This window comes from Corynebacterium sphenisci DSM 44792, assembly GCF_001941505.1.
In the GTDB taxonomy this organism is placed as follows: Bacteria; Actinomycetota; Actinomycetes; order Mycobacteriales; family Mycobacteriaceae; genus Corynebacterium; species Corynebacterium sphenisci.
On the sequence record NZ_CP009248.1, the window covers coordinates 131,334 to 146,633 of the forward strand.

The window sequence follows — 15,300 nt, forward strand, 5'->3', positions numbered from 1 at the left end:
TGGCCGCGTGGCTCTGTACAGGAAGTATCGTCCGGCAACCTTCGGCGAGGTCGTGGGCCAGGAGCACGTCACCCGGCCCCTGTCCGCGGCCCTGGACTCGCGCGGCGCCGACGGGCGCCCGGACCGGATCAACCACGCCTACCTGTTCTCCGGGCCGCGGGGCTGCGGGAAGACCTCCTCGGCGCGGATCCTGGCGCGCAGCCTGAACTGCGTGCAGGGGCCCACCTCCACCCCCTGCGGGGAATGCGGCTTCTGCGTGGCGCTGGGCCCCGACGGGGCGGGCACCCTGGACGTGGTGGAGCTCGACGCGGCCTCGCACAACTCCGTGGACAATATGCGGGATCTGCGGGACAAGGCCGGCTACGCCCCGGCGGACGCGCGCTACCGGATCTTCATCATCGACGAGGCGCACATGGTCACCACCGCGGGGTTCAACGCCCTGCTGAAGATCGTGGAGGAGCCGCCGGAGCACGTCATCTTCGTCTTCGCCACCACCGAGCCGGAGAAGGTGATCCCCACCATCCGCTCGCGCACCCACCACTACCCCTTCCGGCTGCTGCCGCCCTCGGTGATGCGGGGGCTGCTGCAGCGGATCATCGACGAGGAGGGGGTGCCGGTCGAGCCCTCGGTGCTGCCGCTGGTGATCCGGGCCGGGGCGGGGTCGCCCCGGGACTGCCTCTCGGTGCTGGACCAGCTGCTCGCCGGGGCGGGCCCGGAGGGGGTGGACCACCGCCTGGCCGCGGGCCTGCTGGGGGTCACCGACGAGACGCTCATCGACGATGCGGTGACCGCCCTGGCCGGGATGGACCGGGCGGGCCTGTTCGACTGCGTGGACCGGGTGGTGGAGTCCGGCCAGGATCCGCGGCGCTTCGCCGAGGATCTGCTCACCCGGATGCGGGATCTGATCATGGTGCAGGCGGTGCCGGACGCGGTGCAGCGCGGCCTGGTGGACGCGATGGGGGAGCGCGCCCCGCTGCTGGCGCAGCAGGCGCAGGCGATGCCCCCGGCCGCGGCGACCCGCTTCGCCCAGGTGCTGGTGGCCGGCCTGTCCGAGATGTCCGGGGCGACCGCGCCGCGGCTGCTGCTGGAGGTGGTCTGCGCCCGGATGCTGCTGCCCGGCGCCAGCGGGGACCCGGAGGCGCTGCTGCAGCGGGTGGAGGCCCTGGAGCGCGGCGGCGTCGCCGCCCCGGCGCCGGCCGCCGCCCCCGCCGCGCCCGCGGCCGAGGCCCCGGCGCCGACCCCGGCGCCGCCGGGGGCGGATGCGGCCGGGCGCACCGGCGCGGAGCTGGCGCTGGCCAAGCTCAAGGCGATGCGCGGGGAGGAGCCCGCCTCCGCCCCGGCCGCCGAGTCCGCGCCGGCCGCGCCGGAGGCGGGGCCGGCCGAGGGCCCGGATCCGGAGGAGCGCGCCCGCCGCGCCCGGGAGGCCCGGGAGGCCGCGCGCCGGCTGCAGGAGGCCGCCCGGGAGCAGGAGCGCCAGGAGCGGCACCGGGAGGCGATGGCCCGCGAGGCCGCCGCCCGCCGCGCCGAGTCCGACGCGGCCCCGGAACCCGACCCGGCATCCGAACCCGACCCGTCACCCGAGCCCGAGCCGGACCCGGCGCCCGAGCCCACGGCCGAGCCCGAGCCCAAGCCGGAGCCGGCGGCCGAGACCATGGCCGAATCCACGTCGGACCCGGCGCCCGAGCCCGCGGCCGAACCCATGTCGGAGCCGGAGGCCGAGTCGGCCACCGAATCCGCGCCGGGGCCGGTGGCCGATTCCGGGCCGGGGTCCGGTGAACTGGACGTGGCCGCCCTGCGGCGCAGCTGGCCGGAGGTGATGGCCGCGGTGGCCGGGGACGCGCTGCCGGTGCGGGTGATGGCCTCCGCGGCGACGCCGCTGGAGTTCACCGGGGAGGAGCTGGTGATCGGCCACCACACCGGGGCGCTGGCGAACCGGCTGAACGCCGAGGACAACGCCGCCGCCCTGGGCGAGGCGATCCACCGGGTGCACGGGGTGCGGCCGCGGGTGCGCGCCGTGGTGGGCCAGGCCCGCCCCGCGGCCCGGCCGCGGCAGCGCAACGCCGACCCCGCCGAGGCCGGGGAGGCGCCCGCCGACTCCGACGGCGGCCCGGAACCGGCCTACCGCCGGCTGCTGGAGCGCCGCCGCGCCCGCGCCCGCTCCGCGGATCCGGCCCCGACCGCCCCGGCCGAGCCCGCGGCCTCCCCGATCGAGGAGCTGCGCCGGCGCTACCGGCCGGCCGGGGCCGCCCCGGCGCCCGCCCCGGCGCCGGATGAGCCGCCGCCCCCGCCGGAGCCCTTCGACCCGGGCATGGAGGAGGCGCCGCCGCCCCCGGAGGAGCCGGCCGACCCCGCGGAGATCGACGCGATGCTCGACGACGCCCCCGGGGAGCGGGATCACCGGGATCTGCGCCAGGTGGTGATGGACTTCCTGGCCAAGGAGCTCGGCGCCCGCCCGCTGTAGCCCCCGGGCGGTACACTGCGACGCGAACCCGGCGGGGCGCCCGCCGGGTCGCCGACGACGAAAGGATCCACCGTGACCCAGCCCGACATGAACGCCATCCTGGCCCAGGCCCAGCAGATGCAGTCCCAGCTGGAGGCCGCCCAGCAGGAGATCATCGCCTCCACCGTGGAGGGCGTCGCCGGCGGCGGGCTGGTGAAGCTCACCATGACCGGCGCCGGGGAGGTCACCGATATCGCGATCGACCCGAAGGTGGTCGACCCGGAGGACGTGGAGACCCTGCAGGACCTGGTGGTGGGCGCCTTCGGCGACGCCACCGGCAAGGTCGCGGAGCTGGCGGAGCAGAAGATGGGCCCGCTGTCCCAGGGCTTCGGCGGCCTCGGCGACGCGCTGCCCGGGATGGGGCTGTAAGCGCCCGGTGTTCGAGGGACCGCTCCAGGATCTGATCGACGAGCTCGCCCGGCTGCCCGGGGTGGGCCCGAAGTCCGCGCAGCGGATCGCCTTCCACCTGCTGAAGGTGGAGCCGGAGGACATCTCCCGGCTGCAGGCGGCGCTGGGCGCGGTGCGCGGCGGGATCCGCTTCTGCCGGATCTGCGGCAACATCGCCGAGGAGGAGGTGTGCCGCTACTGCGCGGACCGGCGCCGCGACGCCGGCCTCATCTGCGTGGTGGAGGAGGCCCGGGACATCCAGGCGCTGGAGCGCACCGGGGAGTTCCGGGGCCGCTACCACGTGCTCGGCGGCGCCCTGGATCCGCTCGGCGGGGTGGGGCCCAATGAGCTGAACATCCGCACCCTGCTGCAGCGGATCGGCGGGGTGCTGCCGGACATCCCCACCGTCGACGACCCGGCGGCGACGGAGCCGGCGCCGGAGATCCACGAGGTGATCATCGCCACCGACCCGAACACCGAGGGGGAGGCGACCTCGACCTACCTGGCGAAGCTGCTCCGGGACTTCCCCGGGCTGCGGGTGACCCGGCTGGCCTCGGGGATGCCCCTGGGCGGGGATCTGGAGTTCGTCGACGAGCTGACCCTGTCCCGGGCGCTCACCGGCCGGCTCTCGGTGCTCTGAGCCCGGCCCCGGCCGGCCTCACCACCACAGGCCGGCGCCGATCCGCCAGGCCAGCAGCAGCATCACCGCCCCGGTGAGCGCGTCCACCGCCACCCAGGCCCGGGGCCGGGCCAGCCACGGCGCCGCCGCCCGGGCGCCGGCGGCCAGGGCGGTGAACCAGGTCGCCGAGGCGGCCACCGCCCCGGCGGTGAAGACCCACCGGTCCGGTCCCTGGGCGGCGGCCACGGAGCCGACGAAGACCACCGTGTCCAGGTAGGCGTGCGGGTTCAGCCAGGTCACCGCCGCCGCCCCGGCCAGCGCCGCGCCGAGCCCGCCGGCCCCGGCGCCGGCGTCGGCGGCCAGCCCGGCGGCGGCCCCCGCGCGCAGCGCCCGGATCCCGCGTACCGCCCCGCGCAGGGCCAGCGCCCCGTAGCCGATCAGGAAGGCCACGCCCACCGCGGTGACCGCGGCGAGCAGCCCGGGCCGGGCGGTGACCAGGGCGCCGAAGCCGGCGGTGCCCGCCGACATGAGCACCGCATCGGAGGCGATGCACAGCGCCGCCACCGCCCCGACATGGCGGCGGGCCACCCCGGCGCGCAGCACGTAGGCGTTCTGCGCGCCGATGGCGGCGATGAGGGAGAGCGCGAGGACGAAGCCGTGCAGCCCCGGTGCGCTCAACGGCGCTCGCTGTCCGGCCGCGGCCGGGAGTGGATCCGCTCGCTGCGCAGCCGGTCGATGACCGGCAGCTCCAGCGGCGGCAGCGACCCCGGGGCCCGGCCCAGCGCCCGGGTGAGCAGCAGGTCCGCCAGCTCCGGGTTCCGGGCCAGCGCGGGGCCGTGCATGTAGGTGCAGATCACCGAGCCCTGCACCGCCCCGTCCCGGGCCTCGCCCGGCGCCACGGCCGCGCCGGGGTTGCCCGCCCCGCGGGTGACCCGGCCCAGCGGGGCGGCGTCCGCGCCCAGGGTGGTGCCGCCGAGGTGGTTCTCGAAGCCGGTGAGCGGCTCGGCGAGATCCGCCACCAGCGGGGTGGACACCAGCTCCCCGATGCTGCGGCTGGCCCGCGGCTCGGTGACCGCGTCCACCAGGCCGAGCCCGGCGACCCGCTCCCCGCCGGCGTGGAAGGATTCGCCGAGGATCTGGAAGCCGGCGCAGATCGCCAGCACCGGCCGGCCCGCGGCCACCGCCCGGGCCAGGCCCCCGTCGGCGGCGAGATGGCGCACCGCCAGCTTCTGGGCGACGTCCTCGCCGCCGCCGATGCAGTACAGGTCCAGTGACTCCGGTACCGGCTCGCCCAGGTGCAGCGGGCGGATCTCCGCGGCCAGGCCGCGCATCCGGGCGCGCTGCCGCAGCACCAGGGCGTTGCCGTCGTCGCCGTAGGTGCCCAGCACATCCGGCAGCACCAGGCCGATGGTCAGGGTGTCGCTCATCGCGCGGCCTCCTCGGCGCGTCGGTCCAGGACCCGGCGCAGGTCCCGGAAGGCGGTGTAGTTGGCCAGCACCTCCACCCTCCCCGGCGGCAGCTGGTCGATCGCGGCGGCCGGGTCGGCGACCAGCTCATGGTCGATGCCCGCGTAGAGCAGCCGCACCGCCAGGTCGGTGGCCCGCTCCCCGCTGGCGCGCACCCGCATGTCCCCGAAGTCCTCGAAGCGGACGTCCCACAGCCAGGACAGGTCCTCCCCGTCGGCGACGTGGCCGTTGACCGCGATCACCACCGCATCGGCGTCCCGGTCCACCATGGACAGCGCCTCCTGCCAGCCGGCCGGGTTCTTCGCCAGCAGCATCCGCACCCGGTGCGCGCCCAGGTCCAGGGTGGAGTAGCGCCCGGCCACCGAATCCACCCGGCCCACCGCGGCCACCGCCGCGGCCGGGTCCGCGCCGAGGGCCACCGCCGCGGCGACCGCCTGGGCGGCGTTGCCCCGGTTCGCCGCCCCGGGCAGGCGCAGCCGCAGCGGCCGGCTCACCCCGTCCGGGCCGCGCAGCCCGGTGGCGTCGACCGTCCAGTCCGGCTCCGGGCGGCGGAACTCGCCGCCGTCGGGCAGCGGTTCGCTGGCCCGCCAGCCGTCCGGGCCGTGCACGATCGCGCCCCCGGTGCGCGGGCAGCTGGTCGCGTCATTGGTCCAGCCCCCGCCGGCGGCGACCCAGACCACCCGCGGATGATCCCAGCAGGCCGCCGTGACCAGGGGGTCATCGCAGTTGGCGATCACGGTGGCCCCCGGGTGCGCCGCCACCGCGGCGCGTAGCGAGCGCTCGATGGAGTTGATCTCGCCCACCCGGTCCAGCTGGTCCCGGGAGAGGTTGAGCAGCACCAGCACCGCCGGGTCGAGATCCGCGGCGATATGCGCCACGTGCAGCTCGTCGACCTCCAGCACCAGCCGCTCGGCGTCCCGGCCGGCGAGCAGGGCGGAGATCACCCCGGCGTCCATGTTGTCCCCGCCGTCGTTGGTGGCCACCGGCCCCAGCTCCCGCACCGCCGCGGCGAGCATCCGGGTGGTGGTGGATTTGCCGTTGGTGCCGGTGACGATGGCCGCCGGCCGGCCGCCGCCCAGGGCGCCGAGGATCGACGGATCCAGCTTCTGGGCGACGAGGCCGCCGATCATGCCGCCGGCGCCGCGGCCGGTGGCCCGGGAGGCCCAGGTCGCCGCCCGCGCCGCCGCGGCGGCGAGCCGCGATCGGGGGCCCATGCTGCGCTTGGTCATGCCCCGGATCCTAGTCGCCCGGCGGGTGCGGCTCAGACCAGGCGGCGGCGCAGCGGCCGGATCGCGGCGATCGCCGCCACCGCGGTGAGCCCGCCCAGCCAGACCAGGGCGGTCCACGCCGGGGTCGCCGCGGCGGTGTCCGCCAGCGGGGAGCCGTTGAAGGCCAGGGCGGCGTCCACCAGGTGGTTCACCGGGTTGTTCCGGGCGATCGGCTGGGCCGCGGCGACGAAGCGCTCCGGGGGCACCATGCCGCCGTTGAGGAAGGTCACCGCCATCAGCAGCGGGGTGGCGGCCATGGTGGCCTCCGGGGTGGCCGCCAGGGCGCCGATGAGCATCGCCAGGGTGGCGGCGAACATCCCGCCGACCGCGATCACGACCGCCAGCCAGCCGGCGGCGGCCCAGGTGTGCACCCGCACGCCCAGGATGATGCCGACCACCAGGGCGGCGGTGCCGCTCATGGTGGTGCGCAGCCAGTCGAAGAGCCAGCGGCCGGCGATGAGCGGCCCGGCCCCGCCGGGGGTCACCGCCACCCGGGCGACCAGGCCGCGCTGGCGTTCGCGCACCCCGTGCGCGGCGGCCTCCACGGAGTTCATCGCCTGGGTGGCGAAGATCATCATCACGGTCAGCGGCAGCGGGTCCAGGGTCTCCGCGCCCTGGGCCAGGCGCATCAGGTCGCCGAAGAGCAGCCGGACCACGACCAGCATGAGGATCGGGTTGAGGATGGTGTTCGCGATGGCCACCCGGTCCCGGGACCAGCCGGTGAGCAGGCGGCCCAGATGGGCGCGGGCGTGGGCGGGCTCAGGCATGGCTCCTCCTGGACAGGGCGTGCACGAAGCCCCAGCCGGCGGCGCCGGCGAGCGCGACCAGCCAGGCGGCGGCCTCCACCCCGGCGGCGCCGGCCGGATCGCCGGCCATCCGGGCCCGGATGGTCTCCAGGATGGGGGAGACCGGCACATGCCGGATCACCGGGGCCAGGGCGTCGGGCAGGGCCTCCGCGGGCACGAAGGCGGTGGAGAACATCAGGATGATGATGGTCAGGGACTGGAAGAGCAGGGCGGTGGACACCGGTTTCGCGCTGAGCAGGCACAGCCCGTCCACCCCGGCCGCGATGATCGCGGTGACCAGGGCGAAGATCAGCAGCATGACGAGGATCCCGCCGATCCCGCCGCGGATCCGGGCGCCGAGGGCGAGGGAGAGCGCCAGCACGATCCCGCCGGACCAGGCCATCCGGGTGAGATCGGCGAGCACCCGGCCGGCGGCGACCGCCCACATCGGCGCGGGCATGGTGCGCAGCCGGGAGTGGATGCCCTCCTCGGCGTCGCGGGCCACCGCCAGGGCGGAGCCGCCGGCGGTGAAGATGATCGCCTGCATCATCGCGGTGGGCAGCAGGTAGTCGGCGTAGTCGATGCCCAGATCCGCCGCGGAGCGGGAGAAGGCGGCGTGGAAGGCGAGCAGGAACAGTCCCGGGATGAGCAGTGCGGAGACCATCACCGCCTTGTTGCGCAGGGTGCGCAGCACATCGCGGCGCCAGACCGCGGCGACGGCGTTCATCGGCCGTCCCCCGGATCCCGGGCGATGTCCCCGGAGTCGGCGAGCGCCAGGAAGACGTCGTCGAGGGTGGGCGGGGTCAGGCCCGCGTCGAGGACGTCGCCCTCGGCGCCGTCCCAGGCGGCCAGGGCGTCCACCAGGCTGCGGTAGCCGCGCGGGGCCTCGGCGCGCACCACCGGGCCCTCGGCGCGGCCGGCCAGGCCGGAGTCGGCCAGCCGGGCGGCGAAGCGGGCGGCGGCGTCGTCGTCGGCGAGGGTGACCTCCAGCACCGCGGTGCCGTAGCGCTCCTTCAGCTCCGCGGGGGTGCCCTCGTCGAGCACCCGGCCGCCGGCGAGCACCGCCACCGAGTCGGCGAGGTGATCCGCCTCCTCCAGGTACTGGGTGGTGAGCAGGATGGAGGTGCCGGCCGCCGCGAGATCCCGGATCAGCGCCCACACCGAGGACCGCGAGGCCGGGTCCAGGCCGGTGGTCGGCTCATCGAGGAAGAGCAGCTTCGGCGGCACGGTGAGCGAGGCGGCGATGTCCAGGCGCCGGCGCATCCCCCCGGAGTACTCGCTGACCAGGCTGTCCGCGGCGGCGACCAGGTCGAAGCGCTCCAGCAGGGCGGTGGCCCGGGCGCGGGCCTCGGCCTTGGCCAGACCGGCGAGCCGGCCGAAGTAGACCAGGTTCTCCCGGCCGGTGAGCTCCTCGTCCACGGCGGCGTACTGGCCGGTGAGCGCGATCGAGGAGCGCACCCCGCGGGGATCGGCGGCGAGATCGTGGCCGGCGACCACGGCGGTGCCGCCGGAGGCGGGCAGCAGCGTGGACAGCACGTTGATCAGGGTGGTCTTGCCGGCCCCGTTGGCGCCGAGCACGGCGACGATCCCGCCGGCGGGGATGGTGAGATCCACCCCGCGGAGGATCTCCGCCCGCTTCTCGCCCCGGCCCAGCTCGCACCGCAGCCCCCGCACGTCGAGGACCGGCGCCCGGTCGGTCATGTCCTTCTCCTTCGGATACAATGCCTTAACGCCTTAGGGGTTACCCGAGGCAAGGCTAATGCACCGAGGGGGAGGTGTCCACGGGAACGGCTCAGGAACGCGCCGCGAGATCGGCGGCCAGGCGCAGGAAGGCGGCGTCGGCGACCAGCGGCACGCCCTTGCGGTGCGCGTGCATCGCCTTGCCGGTGAACTCCGCCGGCGGCAGATCCGCGGGCTGGTTGAACACCAGCACCGAGCAGGCCCGGGTGATCTTCTCCGAGTAGGCCAGGCCCGCGGCGACCCCGGCGGCGATGATCTCGTCCGCGGGCAGCTCCACCTCGTCGGCGACGGTGAACTCCATGCCGGGCGCCAGCGCCCCGCCATGGGCGTAGCGGCCCGGGTTGGGCGTGGGCCGGGGCGCCTCCATCGCGTCCACCCGCACCCGGGAGCGCTGCAGCCCCGCCGGGTCGGCGCGCAGCTCGCCCGGGGTCCAGGACATCACCGTCGCCGGGTCCGCGGCGACCTGGGCCAGGTGCAGCCGGCGCAGCGCCTCCAGTTCGGCGAGGGTGCGGTCGCGTTCGGCGAGGCCGATATTGTCCACGCTGGCCACCGGCGAGGGCGCCGGCACCCCATGCGCCCGGGCCACCCCGAGCAGCCGGGGATCGGCCAGGCGGGCCCCGGTGCGGCGGGCGGTGGCCAGGGTGTCCACGATCCGGGCCGGGGCGGGGGTGCGGCCCACCCTCGCCCGGGGCCGGGGGCGGCCGCCGCGGCGGTTGCGCGAGCGGTTCGCCCGGTTCGCCCCCTGCCGGGCCCGCCGGGCCTCCTCCACGATGAAGCCCCAGGTCAGCGGGGCGTCATGGACCACCAGGGTGCGGCCGTCGAGGATGTCCGACACCTCGTCGAGCACTTTGCCGAAGCGGCGGCCCCGGGCCAGCTCCGCGGCGTCGAGCCAGTGCAGGTGCTCCGGGCCGGGATCGGCGTCGATGCGCAGCACCGCATGCCAGGTGCGCCCGGGGGAGCCGTCCGCGGCGACCTCCAGCAGCCCCAGCGCGACCAGCCGCGCCGAGCGCGGGTGGATGCCGGTGGTGCGGGCGACCGCCGCGACGAAACCGCCGTCCGGATCCCCGGCCACCGTGGGCTACGCCCCCGCCAGCGCGCGGTTCGCCGCGGAGATGACCGCCTTCAGGGAGGCGTAGGTGATGGACCCGGCGATGCCGCAGCCCCACACCTTGCGCCCGCCGACGTCGGCGAGCACGTACGCGGCGGCCTCGGCGTCATCGCCGGCGGTGCGCGCATGCTGCACGTACTCCTGCACCTCCAGGTCGATGCCCAGGGTCTCCAGGGCGGCGGCCAGCGCGGCCAGCGGGCCGTTGCCGACCCCGGAGATGACCTGCTCGGCGCCGTTGTGCACCACCCGGGCCTTGACGTGGGTGTCCTCCGCCTCGTTCTGCGGGGCGTCCACGGTCACCGAGATGGTCTCCAGCGGGGCCTCCCGGTCCAGGTACTCCCCGGCGAAGATGTCCCACATCGCCTTCGGGTTGACCTCGCCGCCCTCGGCGTCGGTCACCGACTGCACCACGGAGGAGAACTCCACCTGCATCGCCCGCGGCAGGTTCAGGCCGTGGTCGGTCTTCATGATGTAGGCGACCCCGCCCTTGCCGGACTGGGAGTTCACCCGGATCACGGCCTCGTAGGTGCGGCCCACGTCCTTCGGGTCGATGGGCAGGTAGGGCACCTCCCAGACCACCTTGCGCAGCTCCTCGTCGGTGAGCTCCTTCACCGCCGCGCCGGGGCGGACCTTCTCCGCCATCGCGTCCAGGCCCTTGTTCACCGCGTCCTGGTGGGAGCCGGAGAAGGCGGTGAACACCAGATCCCCGCCGTAGGGGTGCCGCTCCGGCACCCGCAGCTGGTTGCAGTACTCCACGGTGCGGCGCACCTGGTCGATGTCGGAGAAGTCGATCTGCGGGTCCACGCCCTGCACCAGCATGTTCAGGCCCAGGGTGACCAGGCAGACGTTGCCGGTGCGCTCCCCGTTGCCGAAGAGGCAGCCCTCGATCCGGTCCGCGCCGGCCAGGTAGCCCAGCTCCGCGGTGGCCACCCCGGTGCCCCGGTCGTTGTGCGGGTGCAGGGAGAGGATCACCGAGTCGCGGCGGTCGATGTTGCGGCTCATCCACTCGATGGAGTCGGCGTAGACGTTCGGGGTGATCATCTCCACCGTGGAGGGCAGGTTGATGATGATCGGGTGCTCCGGGGTGGGGTCCATCACCGCGATCACCGCATCGCAGACCTCCTTGGCGTACTCCACCTCGGTGCCGGTGAAGGACTCCGGGGAGTACTCCCAGCGCCAGTTGGTGCCCGGGTAGTCCGCGGCGATCTCCTTGACCAGCTCCGCGGCGTCCACGGCGATCTTCTTGATCGCCTCCTTGTCCTTCCGGAACACCACCTCGCGCTGCAGGATGGAGGTGGAGTTGTAGAAGTGCACGATCACGTTCTTCGCGCCCTCGCAGGCCTCGAAGGTGCGCCGGATCAGGTGCTCCCGGGCCTGCACCAGCACCTGGATGGTCACGTCATCGGGGATCAGGTCCTGCTCGATGATCTCGCGGACGAAGTCGAAGTCGGTCTGCGAGGCCGAGGGGAAGCCCACCTCGATCTCCTTGTAGCCCATCTGCACCAGCAGGTCGAACATGCGCCGCTTGCGTTCGGGGCTCATCGGGTCGATCAGGGCCTGGTTGCCGTCGCGCAGATCCACGGCGCACCACTGCGGGGCGCGGGTGATCCGCTTGTCCGGCCAGGTGCGGTCCGGCAGCTGGAAGTCCTGCACCTCCACGTCGTAGGGCTCGTAGCGGTGCACGGGCATCGAGGAGTTGCGCTGGGTGTTCCAGGCGGGCTGGCCCTCCGGGATGGGCCCGTCCGGGGTAGTGATCCGGGAGGGCGCGGAGATGAAGGCGTCGGTGGGGGACATGGCGTCGGTCTCTTCCTTGTGTGTCTTCTGGTGCACGCGATCGTGCCGACCGGACCCGAAAGACTCCGCGGAGGGGATGCCGGTCTCGGTTAAGCCCCGCCGCGGCACGGAAGGAGAAGCGCGCGCTGCATGTGAGGCAGCCTACAACCGGGATGTGTGGCGACTCAACACGGAGTGGGCCGCCGGGGGGTGCCGAAGGTGATCCCGGTCACGTCGATCGGCGGGGTTTTCCCCCGGGCGGGGTCCGCCGCGCGGGCGGGCTCACACCCCCCGGCGGGAGAGCTGCACGGTGGCCACCACCATGGCGGCCAGGGCCACCGCCAGCGCCGCCCAGTTCCAGCCGGAGACCTGGAAGCGCTCGCCGAGCACCACGTAGCCCAGGGCGAAGGCGATGATCGGCTCCCCGCAGGTCATCGCGGGCAGGGAGTGCCGCAGCGCCCCGGCGTTGAAGGAGGCCTGCTGCACCCCGGTGCCCACCAGCGCCAGGGCGATGAGCAACCACAGCTCCCAGGAGGCGGCCAGCGCCAGGGCGCCCTCGCGCACCCCGACGTCGACGACGGCCTTGCTGAGCACCGCGACGTAGCCGTAGAGCAGCCCGGTGGCCAGGCCGAGCAGCACCGCCTTCGGCCCGCGGCGCAGCCGGTCCGCGCCCCGGTACATGAGCAGGAACACCACCGCGCCCACGGCGAGCGCGGGCAGCCAGATCGCCAGCGGGGGCCGGGCCGCGCCGGGCAGCGGCCGGCCGAGGATGATGAGCACCGCCACCGCGATGGACAGCACCGTCGCCCAGGCGGTCTCGGTGCGGGAGATCCGGCGGCCGTTGACCCGGGCGGACAGCGGCAGGGTGAACATCAGCTTCATCACCAGCAGCGGCTGCACCAGCAGCAGGGAGCCGAAGGCGAGGGCGCCGATCTGCAGCCCGTAGCCGAGCATGGCCAGGCCCAGGCCGGCCCACCACAGCGGGCGGGCGACCACGCCGAGCACCCCGCGCAGGGTGCCGGTGCCGTCGGGCAGCACCCCGGAGAGCTGATGCCGGATGACGGTGCCCCAGGCGATGGACAGCGCCGAGGCGAGGCCCAGGGCGATGGCGAGCGGCGGTGAGTGCACGCCGCCAGATTAGCGGCGATCACCGCCGGGGCGCTCCGCCGGCCTCGGACCGCGCGTCGGCGCTGTTGTATGTTGAACGGGACATATCGCCGGGTCCCGCCGGTTCGCGGCGGGCGCCCGGCGGGCACGGACGGACACGAGGAGCCCCGACACCATGGCACTGGTCGTGCAGAAGTACGGCGGATCGTCGCTGGAGAGCGCCGAGCGCATCCGCCGCGTCGCCGAGCGGATCGTGGAATCGCGCAAGCAGGGCAATGACGTGGTGGTGGTCTGCTCCGCGATGGGCGACACCACCGATGAGCTGCTGGACCTGGCCGCCCAGGTCAACCCGGTGCCGCCGGCGCGGGAGATGGACATGCTGCTCACCGCCGGGGAGCGGATCTCCAATTCCCTGGTGGCCATGGCGATCGCCAGCTTCGGGGCCTCGGCGCGCTCCTTCACCGGCTCCCAGGCCGGGGTGATCACCACCGAGCGGCACGGCAACGCCCGGATCCTGGAGGTCACCCCGGGCCGGGTCCGGGAGGCCCTGGACGAGGGGCATATCTGCCTGGTCGCCGGTTTCCAGGGGGTCAACCGGGAGACGAAGGACGTGACCACCCTGGGTCGCGGCGGCTCGGACACCACCGCGGTGGCCCTGGCCGCGGCCCTGGACGCCGACGTGTGCGAGATCTACTCGGATGTCGACGGGGTCTACACCGCGGATCCGCGGATCGTGCCCGATGCGCAGAAGCTGGAGACGATCTCCTTCGAGGAGATGCTCGAGCAGGCCGCGGTGGGCGCGAAGATCCTGCAGCTGCGCTGCGTGGAGTACGCCCGCGCGTTCAACGTTCCCCTCCGGGTTCGCTCGTCGTACAGCAACGAGCCCGGCACCCTCGTCAACGGATCAGTGGAGGATATCCCCGTGGAAGAAGCAGTTCTCACCGGCGTCGCGCACGACGCCTCGGAGGCCAAGGTCACCGTGCTGGGCATCCCCGACGAGCCCGGGCACGCCGCGAAGATGTTCCGCGCCATCGCCGATGCGGAGATCAACATCGACATGGTGCTGCAGAACGTCTCCAAGCTGGCGGACAACCGCACCGACATCACCTTCACCTGCCCGCGCGCCGACGGCCCCCGGGCGATGGAGCTGCTGAAGAGGATGCAGGCCGAGGGGGAGTGGCAGGACGTCACCTACGACGATCACATCGGCAAGGTCTCCCTCATCGGCGCCGGGATGAAGTCCCATCCGGGGGTCACCGCCACCTTCTGCGAGGCGCTCAGCGAGGCGGGCATCAACATCGAGCTGATCTCCACCTCCGAGATCCGGATTTCGGTGCTGGTGCGCGACACCGACCTGGAGGAGTCGGTGCGGGTGCTGCACCGCGCCTTCGAGCTCGGCGGGGAGGAGGAGGCGAAGGTCTACGCCGGCACCGGCCGCTAGCCCCGCCCCGCCCCGCATCACCATCCCCACCCAGTTGACAGGAGTTCCCCCATGACCACCCTCGCCGTCGTCGGCGCCACCGGCCAGGTCGGCCGCGTGATGCGCACCATCCTGGCGGAGCGCGATTTCCCGGCGGACAAGGTCCGCTTCTTCGCCTCCGCCCGCTCCGCCGGCACCGAGCTGGACTACCGCGGGACGCCCGTCGTCGTCGAGGACGTCGCCGCCGTCGCGGACGCCGATCTCGCCGGGATCGACATCGCCCTGTTCTCCGCCGGCGGGGCCCTGGCCCGGGAGCAGGCGCCGCGCTTCGCCGCCGCGGGCGCCACCGTGGTGGACAACTCCTCGGCCTTCCGCAAGGACCCGGAGGTGCCGCTCATCGTCAGCGAAGTCAACCCGGGCGAGGCGAAGAACCCGCCGAAGGGGATCATCGCGAACCCGAACTGCACCACCATGGCGGCGATGCCGGTGCTCGGCCCGCTGCACGCGGAGGCGGGCCTGACCCGGCTGCGGGTGGCCTCCTACCAGGCGGTGTCCGGGTCCGGGCTGGCCGGGGTGCGCACCCTGACCGCCCAGCTGCGGGAGAACCTGGACCATGCCGAGGAGCTGGTCACCGACGGTTCCGCGATGGCCGCCGGGGAGCTGGGCCCCTACGTGGCCCCGATCGCCTTCAACGCCCTGCCCTGGGCGGGCAACCTGGTCGAGGACGGCGCCGGGGAGACCGACGAGGAGCAGAAGCTGCGCAACGAGTCCCGCCGGATCCTGGGCATCCCGGAGCTGGCGGTGGCCGGCACCTGCGTGCGGATCCCGGTGTACTCCGGGCACACCCTGGTGGTGCACGCCGAGTTCGAGCGGGGGATCACCCCGGAGCGGGCCACCGAGCTGCTCGAGGCCGCCCCCGGGGTGCGGGTCGTCGACGTGCCGACCCCCCTGGCCGCCGCCGGGGCGGACCCCTCCCTGGTGGGCCGGATCCGCCGGGACCAGTCCGTGCCGGAGGGCCGCGGGCTGGTGTTCGTGGTGGCCGGGGACAACCTGCGCAAGGGCGCGGCGCTGAACACCATCCAGATCGCGGAGCTGCTGCTGGACTGAGGTCCACGCATCCGGCGCGG

Annotated in this window: 14 protein-coding genes; 5 read left to right on the plus strand and 9 right to left on the minus strand. The window is 74.6% G+C overall.

What is annotated here, in order from left to right; genetic code table 11:
* Positions 1 to 7 precede the first annotated feature (7 nt).
* From CSPHI_RS00585 to recR, 3 genes are all read left to right on the plus strand, one after another.
* A complete protein-coding gene (locus CSPHI_RS00585; RefSeq protein WP_075691029.1) occupies positions 8 to 2,461 on the plus strand; it encodes a DNA polymerase III subunit gamma and tau in 2,454 nt (817 codons plus the stop codon).
* 72 nt (positions 2,462 to 2,533) lie between these two features.
* On the plus strand, positions 2,534 to 2,869 hold the full coding sequence (locus CSPHI_RS00590) for a YbaB/EbfC family nucleoid-associated protein (RefSeq protein WP_084210150.1): 336 nt from the start codon (positions 2,534 to 2,536) through the stop codon (positions 2,867 to 2,869).
* Between the two features lie 7 nt (positions 2,870 to 2,876).
* On the plus strand, positions 2,877 to 3,527 hold the full coding sequence (gene recR / locus CSPHI_RS00595) for a recombination mediator RecR (protein WP_075691030.1): 651 nt from the start codon (positions 2,877 to 2,879) through the stop codon (positions 3,525 to 3,527).
* Between the two features lie 18 nt (positions 3,528 to 3,545).
* Here the strand turns inward: recR and CSPHI_RS00600 are convergent, their stop codons facing one another.
* From CSPHI_RS00600 to CSPHI_RS00640, 9 genes are all read right to left on the minus strand, one after another.
* Positions 3,546 to 4,184 (minus strand): LysE/ArgO family amino acid transporter, encoded by a 639-nt coding sequence (locus tag CSPHI_RS00600; protein WP_075691031.1) that lies wholly within the window; start codon positions 4,182 to 4,184, stop codon positions 3,546 to 3,548.
* Entirely contained in the window at positions 4,181 to 4,933 is a 753-nt protein-coding gene (locus CSPHI_RS00605; protein WP_075691032.1) for a type 1 glutamine amidotransferase, read from the minus strand. Before CSPHI_RS00605 ends, CSPHI_RS00600 begins: the two co-directional genes overlap by 4 nt.
* Positions 4,930 to 6,201, minus strand: a complete 1,272-nt coding sequence (locus CSPHI_RS00610; RefSeq protein ID WP_075691033.1) for a MurT ligase domain-containing protein — start codon at positions 6,199 to 6,201, stop codon at positions 4,930 to 4,932. Before CSPHI_RS00610 ends, CSPHI_RS00605 begins: the two co-directional genes overlap by 4 nt.
* A gap of 32 nt (positions 6,202 to 6,233) precedes the next feature.
* Entirely contained in the window at positions 6,234 to 7,007 is a 774-nt protein-coding gene (locus CSPHI_RS00615; RefSeq protein ID WP_075691034.1) for an ABC transporter permease, read from the minus strand.
* On the minus strand, positions 7,000 to 7,752 hold the full coding sequence (locus CSPHI_RS00620; protein ID WP_075691035.1) for an ABC transporter permease: 753 nt from the start codon (positions 7,750 to 7,752) through the stop codon (positions 7,000 to 7,002). Before CSPHI_RS00620 ends, CSPHI_RS00615 begins: the two co-directional genes overlap by 8 nt.
* On the minus strand, positions 7,749 to 8,726 hold the full coding sequence (locus CSPHI_RS00625; RefSeq protein ID WP_084210151.1) for an ATP-binding cassette domain-containing protein: 978 nt from the start codon (positions 8,724 to 8,726) through the stop codon (positions 7,749 to 7,751). The genes CSPHI_RS00620 and CSPHI_RS00625 overlap by 4 nt, the downstream gene beginning before the upstream one ends.
* A gap of 91 nt (positions 8,727 to 8,817) precedes the next feature.
* Positions 8,818 to 9,837, minus strand: coding sequence for a hypothetical protein (locus tag CSPHI_RS00630; RefSeq protein WP_075691037.1), 1,020 nt, complete (start codon positions 9,835 to 9,837; stop codon positions 8,818 to 8,820).
* Between the two features lie 6 nt (positions 9,838 to 9,843).
* Positions 9,844 to 11,667, minus strand: coding sequence for a 2-isopropylmalate synthase (gene leuA / locus CSPHI_RS00635; RefSeq protein ID WP_075691038.1), 1,824 nt, complete (start codon positions 11,665 to 11,667; stop codon positions 9,844 to 9,846).
* A gap of 261 nt (positions 11,668 to 11,928) precedes the next feature.
* The gene (locus tag CSPHI_RS00640) at positions 11,929 to 12,774 is read right to left on the minus strand and encodes a DMT family transporter (protein WP_075691039.1); all 846 of its coding nucleotides are present in this window, start codon (positions 12,772 to 12,774) and stop codon (positions 11,929 to 11,931) included.
* 154 nt (positions 12,775 to 12,928) lie between these two features.
* Here CSPHI_RS00640 and CSPHI_RS00645 point away from each other — a divergent pair, with 154 nt between their 5' ends.
* Positions 12,929 to 14,194 (plus strand): aspartate kinase, encoded by a 1,266-nt coding sequence (locus CSPHI_RS00645; RefSeq protein ID WP_075691040.1) that lies wholly within the window; start codon positions 12,929 to 12,931, stop codon positions 14,192 to 14,194.
* Between the two features lie 51 nt (positions 14,195 to 14,245).
* A complete protein-coding gene (locus CSPHI_RS00650) occupies positions 14,246 to 15,280 on the plus strand; it encodes an aspartate-semialdehyde dehydrogenase (RefSeq protein ID WP_075691041.1) in 1,035 nt (344 codons plus the stop codon).
* Positions 15,281 to 15,300 lie beyond the last annotated feature (20 nt).

Coding starts and splice junctions, on each gene's coding strand:
- CSPHI_RS00605 (WP_075691032.1), bottom strand. CDS start 4,933: ATGAGCGACACCCTGACCATCGGCCTGGTGCTGCCGGATGTGCTGGGC.
- CSPHI_RS00610 (WP_075691033.1), bottom strand. CDS start 6,201: ATGACCAAGCGCAGCATGGGCCCCCGATCGCGGCTCGCCGCCGCGGCG.
- CSPHI_RS00615 (WP_075691034.1), bottom strand. CDS start 7,007: ATGCCTGAGCCCGCCCACGCCCGCGCCCATCTGGGCCGCCTGCTCACC.
- CSPHI_RS00620 (WP_075691035.1), bottom strand. CDS start 7,752: ATGAACGCCGTCGCCGCGGTCTGGCGCCGCGATGTGCTGCGCACCCTG.
- CSPHI_RS00625 (WP_084210151.1), bottom strand. CDS start 8,726: ATGACCGACCGGGCGCCGGTCCTCGACGTGCGGGGGCTGCGGTGCGAG.
- leuA (WP_075691038.1), bottom strand. CDS start 11,667: ATGTCCCCCACCGACGCCTTCATCTCCGCGCCCTCCCGGATCACTACC.
- CSPHI_RS00645 (WP_075691040.1), top strand. CDS start 12,929: ATGGCACTGGTCGTGCAGAAGTACGGCGGATCGTCGCTGGAGAGCGCC.
- CSPHI_RS00650 (WP_075691041.1), top strand. CDS start 14,246: ATGACCACCCTCGCCGTCGTCGGCGCCACCGGCCAGGTCGGCCGCGTG.